Genomic DNA, 9,030 nt, shown 5'->3' with positions numbered 1-9,030 from the left:
GTTACCGAAGCCCTCACGAACCGGCTGACCGAACAGGTCAAAATTCGGCTCCATCAGAAAAAAATCTCCGAATGTGGGGGACGCGGGTCCGGCGGGGAGGGGCTTCCGGACTTTCGACCCGCCCCCCCGGTTGGTCGGCGATGGTCAGTACCAGACGCCTCGATGTTGCAGGCTGACCTGCTCGGCCTTCTGCGCTTCGCTGTCGTGCCATTCCTTGGACACGGCTATCAGGTTGTCTTCATCCCAGAACAGCACCTCGTCGCCACGATGTTCCTTGTCGTGGTGGATGACTGGGCTGTTCGGGGCAGGGTGCTTGCCGATCAGCAGCACGCCTGTCTTGCGGCAGGTGTACATGTCGCGAAGCAGGATGCGCTGCCGCACCTGCTGCCAGCGTGCGGTCTTATACCAGCGCCGCCAAGGCGCTGTGTTGCTGCTCATTGTCTGGAATCTTTTCCATTGCGGTGAAGCTGCTCGCTTCACCTGGGTCCGCCTGGCGCTTCCCTCATCCTCACTGGGATGGGTGCGAACACAGCCTCGGAAGCGAATGTGCTTCACGGTTCGGATCGTCCTAGGACGGACTCGCTATTCTGTCTTGCTGAGATTCGCAAGGGGGATCATCGCCGACACGGTGCCGCCGAACAGCATTATGTCGACCCAGAGGGAGGCGTCATTAGCCTCCCGCGATACCGTGCCTTTGCGACCAGCCAATGCGCCATCGGTCACCGTCACTCGATCACCTTCGGCTATAGGCTTGCGCCTCTTCATCTCCTCGGCTGCAAGCTTGCGGCGCTCACGCTCTGAGAGCTTGAGGAAAGCACGAAAGCCATTGATATCGCTTTCCGAAACAGGCTTTGGCTGCATCCATCCGCCGACGATGTCGACAACCTCATCCACTGCCTTGATGCCGATCAGAACACGGTCGGTGTCCGAGACGTAGATCATCAGATAACCGGGCAAAGCAGGGTTGTCCTGTTCTTCCCGCTTGGCCTTGGAACGACCTCCGCGGCGCTTGGGCTGTGTGCTGTCGACCGGCAACCACGTTTCCACGAAGAGTTTCCGCAGAGCTTCATCCACAGCATTTTCATGACCAACCGAAACGCGAAGAACGTACCAGCAGCGCACCGGTCCTGATTCGCCGGCTCCCGCCAGCAGCGCTTGTGCCCTTCGGCTCATGCCCTGCTGCCTGTCCGATTCGGCATAGCAGCGGTCGAGATTGATCACTTCCGCATCACTCAGCCGCTTCACGTCCGCCCGCATCATGGTTTCCTCGCACCGCTTGTTCAAACGTTTCCAATCCTGCCGGCCCGCCAGCCGGCATCCACACCCATTCGACGTGTCCCGGTGCAGGCAGCCAGGGCCAGCCGCGCCGATGGTGCTCGACCTCCCACTCCGTCCAGCGATCGGTGCCGACACGGACCTGCTCCATCATCTCGGCCAAGGGCTGCAGCGTTGCCGCCACCGTCACGCCACCGCCGAAGCGGGCACGGTCGTGCATGGCGTTCACCGCTGGCCATCCGTGCTTGGCCTGACGCTCCAGCTGCAGCGCTTCGCCGTCCATGGTGCCGGCCGCAATTGCGTCCTGCTGGAACCGCGTCATTGGCGGCATGGCGGCTTTCGGCCCGGTCAGCAGTTGCTTCATCCGGGCTGCCTGCCACAGCTTGCCGAAGGGTGCCGCGGTGGCTTCTTGCGCCGGCGCCGTCGCTGCGGCCAGACGCGGCAGGAACGGCACCCACATGCGGTCCTTGATGAAGGTGGCCACGGCGCAGGCCTGCTTGACGCCGGCCTTGCGGCACTCGGCCAGGAACAGCGGCACGCACGGTGCGCACTCGGCTTGGTCGGCGGCGGAAAGCTTGAACCACTCGGCCAGCATCGGCGGCTTGGGCGAGACGTCGAAACGGTCCCATCCCTTGAACGATTTGTAGAAAAGCGCCTCTGATCTTCGTCGATCCTCGCGCTCGCGCTCTCTCTCAAAACTACTGTCAGGTTTTGCTAAACCATCAGTATTTACTAGTGTTGGATTCACCGTCGACGGCATCACCGTCGACGGGTTTTCAGTCTGCGGCAAAGATGCAACACCTTCGCCGGCGGCACTGTCGCGAAGCTCGCGCGGCTCGTCGAAGATGACCAGCGAAAGCTTGCCGAATCGCCCGTCTTCGCGCTCCTGTTCCTTGTCGGCATAGCCGTGCTTGACCAACTCGTTGACGATCTTGCGCGCCTTGTCGCGCCCGCAGCCGCCGCGCCTGGCGATGTCGCCGAGAATGACGGTCCAGTTGTCCGGCTTCGACAGGAGATAGCCCAGCAGCCAGCGCGCCTCCATGGAGAGGCGCACATCTTCGAACACGTGGTTCGGCACCGTGGTGTAGCGGGCATTGCGGACGCCGCGCCGGATGGTGGCTTCCTCGCTCATGCCGCCCTCCGATTGGACAGCGGCAACGGCATCTGCCAAGGGGCAGGAGGTAGCGCGATGGCAATTCCGACAGCATCACAGTAGCGAGCTGCTTCGGTCCAGGAATTGGCATTACGGCCTTGTTTGCGCGCCGCATCGCTCCAGGCCATGCTGTCGGCGCTGTAGAGCAGGGCTCTGACGCCGGGATGGCTGAGCGCGGTGAGCTTGATGCCGAAGCCATGCAGCCGCAGATCGGCCCGCGCGGCATGGATGGCGCTCAGCACCTCGACGATGCGTGCCGGGTCGCCATTGCGCTTGCACACCGAGCCGACACCGACCCACATGTCGGGTTTCAGCCGGTCGCCATACATCTCGATGTGCCGGACATAGTCCTCGGGCGCATAGCCCTGCAGGACCGGCAGGATCGGAAACGGCAAATCTTCCGCGACCAGTAAGTCGTAGCGCTCGATGGTCAGCTTCTGGTGTTCGATTATGGTCAGGCCGGTGCTTTCCAGCGCAATCGGCTCGCACATGTAATCCTGCGCCACGGCGCCAACGATGGTGGCGACGCCATCGGCATGAAGACGGCGCAGTGCGGCGGCGTATTCGGCCACGCTGCTGCGATAGCCGCCATGCTTAACCACCTCGGTAAAAGCACCGCTATCGATCAGCACCTCGCCGCAACCGAGCGGCTTTTTGCGGCCGAGCAACCGCCGCCAGCTGATACAAGCGCGGCCGAAATGCTGACCATCGGATGGCTGGTGTAGTCCGACGTAGAAGAGGACTTCGCTCATTCCGCAGCCTCCGCAAAGGCATGCCGCACCAGCCCATCGCAGCCACCGCCCATGCCGGCGGAGAGAACGACCGTCATCCGGTTGTCGAGTGAAAAGGGTGCGTTCATCGTTCCGCCTTCAGCCATGCGGCGAAGCTGGCGCGCAGCGCTTTCCACGCTTCGCTTGCCGCCCCGCCATTGTTGAGTTCTTTTCGCGATTGCACGCCGAGCAGGCTGCGCACCTTTTGCGCCACGCGCTCGTCGGTCAGTGGCTTTTCCAGCCCATGCCGCTCATGCAGGAACACCTTGAACGCCGGCTCCTGGCACTTCATGCCGCACTCGGCGGCGAAGTTTTTCACGTCGCTCGCCGCCGGTTCGCCGCGCTGCTCGATCTGGCGGCGTGGCGCCGGCTCGCCCCTTAAGTCACGGATCTTGCCGAACGCATCGTCGAGCAGCCGCAGCAGGAAGGCCACGGTGTCCGGCGCATTGCAGACGAAGTCGATCTCGTCGACCGTCGCGGCATCGAAGCGCAGCAGCACCAGCAATTCGCCCATCTCGCCGCGCGCCTCTACGAAGGCTCCGGCCTCGCCATGCACGCGCGTCCAATCGGCCGGCGCGATGGCCGCGAGTGACTCGCGGATGGCGAGCAGCTTTGTCGCGTTGGGCGAGAGAACGGCGGCGTTCATGGCATGCGCCCGTGTTTGCGCATGGCGCGGCCCAAGACCTTCGCCGCCCGTTCCAGCGATTTACGAGCGGCGATCTCGCCTGCACCGAACTTCGCCTGCGCCAAACGGTCGGCCGCGCCGGCAACCTGGCGACACGCCTCCATGATGTCGTCATCGGCCTTGCTGATTGTCCTCGGCTTTGCTGCCGGGATCGCAGCCGCTATTCGCTCGACCTCCGCCATCAGCATTTCGCGCACCACGGGCGCCAGCGCGCGGGCAAGGGGATCGACTTGTCTGCCGAGCGCGGTCATGAAGCACCTCCCGCGAATTCAGCCAGGCCGGCGCGGAACAGTTCGGCACTGGCGGCGAGATCAGCGGGCGGCATGCCTGCGGCATCGCGCACGGCGAGACCAAGCGAAAGCCGCAATGCGACGAAGTTCCAGCCGGCTTCGAACCCAGCCCGGCGACAGGCGGCTGCGATGACCTCGTGATATTTGAGGATCACGGAATCGGGCATGCGGAGCAGGGTGTCGGCGCGCGCGCGATCACCATCGGCATCGTGCAACTCGCGCAGGATCGGGAGCATGAAATCGGTCATCCATCCATCCTCCCGATTGATGATCTCCGCCAATTCCTGCGACTGGCGGTCTTGTTCGGCCTTCCAAGAACCAGTCATCGCGCATCGCCTTCATGCCGCGTTTCACATGGAACGCATGCTGTAACAGGTTGACTAAGCAGTGTTTTCCGCGTCACACGGCGGCGTTTCACATCGGCGAGATAGAAATCCATCGGTCGCAGTCGAAGCGCCTTGCAAAGGGTCAGGAAGCTGCCCACCGTCAGGTTTGAGCGGCTCTGCTTGGCCCGTGTGATCATGGCGACGTTGAGCGCAGGGAAGGCGTCCACAGCTTGGCGGACAGAGACGCCGTCAAGACGGCGGCGCACGGTTGCGGCGAAGCGGTCGCGGTCGAACGGGTCAGCCATTGCCGGCCTCCCGCAGCTTGCGGTCAAGCGCACGCTTCAGCTCCTTCAACTGGCGTTCGGTCTCAGGATCCGGTGCGCGCTCTTTCGGCTCGGGATAATGTGCATCTCCTCGGAGCCGCTTCGCCTCGATCGCGGCTGCATAACAACCTGCTGAATTCTTATCGGGATCGTATTGGGGCGGCTCGCACGGTGCGTGCTTTCCGCCGCCAAAGATGTATTCCCGCCACGGCGTCCAACACCAGGTACCGTCACGGTAGCGGAAAAATCCCCACTTTCGTGATGGTCGCCCAGTCCAGACGATGGTGATGATCTTGCGCCCATCGAAACACGGCAGAGGCGGGGCTCCACGCACCCGCCCGGGCCAGTCGTGCCACCATTCTCCTGAGAAGCGCCCCAGAACCCTGTGCAGGTATCTGGCATTGCGGTGGTGGATGCGAAACGCGCGAACCAGCCTTCGCTTGGTAGCCCATCCCATCTTGAGGGCCACCATTGGCAACTCGGCATGATCGCGATCACTTTCGAGTATCGGGAGCGTGAACTCCTCGACGTAGCTGGTCAGCGGGAACGTCCAGAAATCCCACGGATGGTCATGAGGATTGGGATCGGCATCGCCACGATGGAAGATGTGCAGGCGCAGCCGGCCAAACCATAGACGGGTCATGTACGGCGTCGAATACTCGCCGTCGGTGCCATAGATCGTTTCGCAGCCAAGGAAGGTCACTCCGCCGCCTCCGCAACATTGCCACCGATCACAAGCTCATCGCCATCCTCGCCGTAGGCGTAGAGCAAGCCGTCGTCGAACCCGTTCCATTCGCGTGCAAGGTCGTCATCGGACAGGGTGAGCAACCGATCACGCAGTGCCCGCAACGTGCGCCGGTTGGTGGTTCGCGCCTCGGCGATCGTTTCCGCCACGGCCTCGCGATATTTCTGCTTGCCCTTCGCCTCGACGGCCTGGTCGATCTCATCAATGCCCAGCATGTCGAACATGGTCGGCACGGCGCGCTTGGCTTCCGCCTCGCGGCAGTAGCGCGTGCCGTCGCGAAAATAGGTGTCGGAAAGTTCGGAGGCCTGCCCGCGCCGGCCCTTCAGGATGGCGCGATAGGGCACGGTCATCAGCCCGCCGAACGGGTCGTAGACGATGTCGCCGGGATTGGAGTAGCGGTCGATCAGCCGGTCGACGATGTCGAACTGCAGCGGGCAGACATGCTTTTCCAGGTTGCGGAACGCCTGCTGCCCGTTCAGCGTCAGCATGCGCACCACGTCCGTCCAGATTGCCGGATGCTTCGAAGGCGGATCGAGCGTCATGTAGGTCTTCGACAGGCTGTCGCGCGCGGCCAGTTCCTCGCCCAGCTTCACATGCATCTCGAAATCGTAGATCGCCTCTTCCGAGACTTTTTGGAACAGCGTCCGCAGCGGCTTCGGCCCGAGCCGTACAAGCTCATCGGTGGTCAGCAGCCGGTCGCCTGACGACGGCCAGAAGGCGTGCGCGTCGAGCTGCCAGCGCGCCAGCGTGTAGCCGCTGTCGGGCACCTGCGGCCGGCGGTCGCCATCGCTCCAGCGCTCGTGCTGGCCATCGGCCGCAACCACCAGCGGTTTTGCATGCGCCACCGGCTGGTCGGCATAGCCGCGCGACAGGTCGCTCTGCGGCCGGCGAAACAGCAGCACATATTCCGGACAGCCGACGCCCATCTTGGTGGCGTCCTTCATCATCTCGGAATAGGTCAGCCGGTAGGTCTGGTTGTTCTCCTTCACCACGTCGGTGGCGATGGTGATCATGCCGATGTACTGAAAGCCGTGCTTCAGATAGTGGAAGATCGCCTCGGCGTGGAACGGCGACACGGTGGGCACGCCTTCACCGGTCACCGAGCCGAACAGCACCCGGTCCTTGACATGGATACAGGCCAGCCGGCCGGGCTGCAGGATGCGCAGCAGCTCCGGCGTCAAAAAGTCCATCTGCGCCCAGAAATGGTCGTTGTCGTCGGTGTGGCCGTAGTCGTTGTAGCTCGCCGTGTATTCGTAGTGGTTGGCGAACGGGATCGAGGTGACGATCTCGCCGACGCTGGCGCTTGCCGTCTGGCGCGCCTCCAGCACCGCATCATTGTGGGCGATGACGAACATGTCGCCGCGCTCTTCACGTCTAGCGACGCCGATCGAGCGTGATAGCACGTCGTCGAGCGGCAGGCCGTCGAGTCCATAGCGGAGGATGATCTCCGCCATGCGCGCCATCAGCCGCTCATGCTCGGCCCATTTGCCTTCCAAGTTGCGGCGCACCTCGCGCTCGGCTTCCGAGAAGATGATGTCGATGCGGCATTCCTGCAGCTGGCCGAAGCGCACGATGCGGTGCACCGCCTGGATGAAGTCATGGAACTTGAAGCCGACGCCGACGAAGATCGCCCAGTGGCAGTGTTTCTGGAAATTGTTGCCGGCCCCCGACATTTCCGGCTTGGTGGCCAGGTATTTGAACTTGCCGTCCTTGAAGCCGATGGCGTTCTGTTCGTTCGGGTCCAGCCCCTGCGTGCCATAGATCGAGCGCACGCCCGGCACCACCGCCTCGATCGCCCGCCGCTCATCCTCGAGGTCGTGCCACAGCAGGGCGTGCGAAGCAGGATCCTCGGCAAGCAGCGCGCTCATCTTGTCGATGCGGGCTGCCAGGCTGTCGCGCTTGGCGGCACTGGCCTGCACCACGCCGAGCGCCGTGTTGCGGATCAGCAGGCCTTGCCCATCGCGGTCGTAACCGGCCGTCGAATGGTCGATCGGCACCTCGTGCCAGTTCACCGTCACCGCCGGCAGCACATAGCCGTCGTCGGGAAAGCCGAGATCCGACGGCGATTGCAGGAACACCGCCCAGCTGTGCACCCACAGCCAGAACTCATCTTCCTTGTGCGGGAACAGCGTCAGGTCGCCGGCCGTCTCCGAATTGCGCTGGAAGAACCGCGTCAGCGCCTGGCCGGTGTCCATGATGCCGAGGAAGCCGGCATAGTGAATCAGTTCCTTGGTCCGGTTCGGCGACGGCGTCGCCGTGGCGACGAACTTGAAGCGCACCGCCTTGAACAGCGGCAGGAATGTCTGGAACGTCTTGGTGCCATAGCCGCGCAGCACCGCCGCCTCGTCCAGGCTGGCGGCAACGAAGCGCGACGCGTCGATCTTGCCGGCCAGCACGCTTTCATAATTGGTCAGGTAGATCGTGTCGGCGCTGTCGACCTCGGCATCGCTGCGGATGAATTTCAGCGTGACGCCGAATTCACCCTGGAACCGCTCCGCCGCCTCGGCGAAGAACTCATGCCGCACCCCCAACGGAATGACGATCAATCGCAGCCCGGGCGCGAACTTGCCGATCAGGCGCATCAGCTCGATCTGCATGAACGTCTTGTGCAGCCCGAACGACGCGAAGATGCCGCGGCTGCCGCCCTTCAGCGCCCAGCGCACGATCGCCCGGCAATGCGGGGCACCGGCCGGGTTGATGTCGTCGAGTGCTACATCGAAGCCGTCGGCTTTCGCCAGCTGCATCTTGCCGCGCAGGAAGGTCAGGTAGGGATCGTCGGAGGCGAGCGCGTTCATGCCGGCACCGCCTTGATGTCGCGCCCGAACTGCACCGCAATCTGGGCAAAGCCGCATTTCTCGGCCAGGGCGAACATCCGGGTGTTGTGACAGAGCGCGCCGAAATCCAGTCGCCCCGCGCCCATCGTCGCAGCCGCTGCGGACGTGCGCTCGATCAGGGCCGTGGCGATGCCGAGGCCACGATGCGACGGCTCGACATAGAGCAGATCGAGCCAGACCAGGTCATGGCCTTCCGGCTGGTAGTAGATCGCCATGCCGACCGGCTTTGACCGCTGCCCCGTTCCTTCGAGCGCGAACACGCCCCATTCGAAGCCTGTCAGTTTCTCCCGTCCGGCATCGATCGCCCCCTCAGTGATCATCCTGGCGAAGAAGCGTTTCGCAATCTTCATCCAGTCGGGCGCCAGAGGCACGTTCATGTAACGGATCGTCATGCCGGCCTGCCCTCCGTAGCCTTGGCGAAGGCGGGCACCGCCTTCTGGAGCCTGTCCAGATCACGGCCAATCATCGCGTGCTGAACGCGCAGGGCCGCCAGGTGAGCAGCCATTTGATCCGGCGGGATATCCTCAGTCCGCTTGAGCAAGCTACGCAGCTCAAGCGCGTCGGCGCGGGCGAAGGCGAGATGTTTCGTAAATTCGGTCATGCCGGCACCGCCTTGCGCGGCCGCCCTC

At 63.5% G+C, this 9,030-nt stretch carries 12 protein-coding genes; all 12 read right to left on the bottom strand.

Annotated elements, in window-relative coordinates; all coding sequences use genetic code 11:
* Positions 1-144: 144 nt before the first annotated feature.
* Positions 145-438, bottom strand: a complete 294-nt coding sequence (locus EN964_RS15410; RefSeq protein WP_127266773.1) for an HNH endonuclease — start codon at positions 436-438, stop codon at positions 145-147.
* Between the two features lie 144 nt (positions 439-582).
* Positions 583-1,260 carry a transcription termination/antitermination protein NusG gene (locus EN964_RS15405; RefSeq protein WP_127266772.1) on the bottom strand — a complete coding sequence of 226 codons (678 nt, stop codon included), beginning with the start codon at positions 1,258-1,260 and terminating at the stop codon, positions 583-585.
* Complete coding sequence (locus tag EN964_RS15400) at positions 1,229-2,407, bottom strand: helix-turn-helix domain-containing protein (protein ID WP_127266771.1); 1,179 nt, start codon at positions 2,405-2,407, stop codon at positions 1,229-1,231. Before EN964_RS15400 ends, EN964_RS15405 begins: the two co-directional genes overlap by 32 nt.
* A complete protein-coding gene (locus EN964_RS15395; RefSeq protein ID WP_127266770.1) occupies positions 2,404-3,180 on the bottom strand; it encodes a hypothetical protein in 777 nt (258 codons plus the stop codon). The genes EN964_RS15400 and EN964_RS15395 overlap by 4 nt, the downstream gene beginning before the upstream one ends.
* A gap of 103 nt (positions 3,181-3,283) precedes the next feature.
* The gene (locus tag EN964_RS15390) at positions 3,284-3,844 is read right to left on the bottom strand and encodes a hypothetical protein (RefSeq protein WP_127266769.1); all 561 of its coding nucleotides are present in this window, start codon (positions 3,842-3,844) and stop codon (positions 3,284-3,286) included.
* A complete protein-coding gene (locus EN964_RS15385) occupies positions 3,841-4,134 on the bottom strand; it encodes a hypothetical protein (protein ID WP_127266768.1) in 294 nt (97 codons plus the stop codon). Before EN964_RS15385 ends, EN964_RS15390 begins: the two co-directional genes overlap by 4 nt.
* On the bottom strand, positions 4,131-4,499 hold the full coding sequence (locus EN964_RS15380; RefSeq protein WP_236383315.1) for a hypothetical protein: 369 nt from the start codon (positions 4,497-4,499) through the stop codon (positions 4,131-4,133). The genes EN964_RS15385 and EN964_RS15380 overlap by 4 nt, the downstream gene beginning before the upstream one ends.
* Positions 4,496-4,804, bottom strand: a complete 309-nt coding sequence (locus tag EN964_RS15375) for a hypothetical protein (protein ID WP_127266767.1) — start codon at positions 4,802-4,804, stop codon at positions 4,496-4,498. Before EN964_RS15375 ends, EN964_RS15380 begins: the two co-directional genes overlap by 4 nt.
* On the bottom strand, positions 4,797-5,525 hold the full coding sequence (locus EN964_RS15370; RefSeq protein WP_127266766.1) for a hypothetical protein: 729 nt from the start codon (positions 5,523-5,525) through the stop codon (positions 4,797-4,799). Before EN964_RS15370 ends, EN964_RS15375 begins: the two co-directional genes overlap by 8 nt.
* Positions 5,522-8,362 (bottom strand): DNA methyltransferase, encoded by a 2,841-nt coding sequence (locus EN964_RS15365; RefSeq protein WP_127266765.1) that lies wholly within the window; start codon positions 8,360-8,362, stop codon positions 5,522-5,524. The genes EN964_RS15370 and EN964_RS15365 overlap by 4 nt, the downstream gene beginning before the upstream one ends.
* The gene (locus tag EN964_RS15360; RefSeq protein ID WP_127266764.1) at positions 8,359-8,793 is read right to left on the bottom strand and encodes an N-acetyltransferase; all 435 of its coding nucleotides are present in this window, start codon (positions 8,791-8,793) and stop codon (positions 8,359-8,361) included. The genes EN964_RS15365 and EN964_RS15360 overlap by 4 nt, the downstream gene beginning before the upstream one ends.
* On the bottom strand, positions 8,790-9,030 hold a 241-nt coding region (locus EN964_RS15355), incomplete at its 5' end, for a hypothetical protein (RefSeq protein WP_206528722.1). The genes EN964_RS15360 and EN964_RS15355, both read right to left, overlap by 4 nt.

The organism is Mesorhizobium sp. M7A.F.Ca.CA.001.10.2.1 (genome assembly GCF_003998575.1).
Lineage (GTDB): Bacteria > Pseudomonadota > Alphaproteobacteria > Rhizobiales > Rhizobiaceae > Mesorhizobium.
Note: the sequence above shows the minus strand (reverse complement) of the source record. Positions and strands in the feature narration are given on the sequence as shown.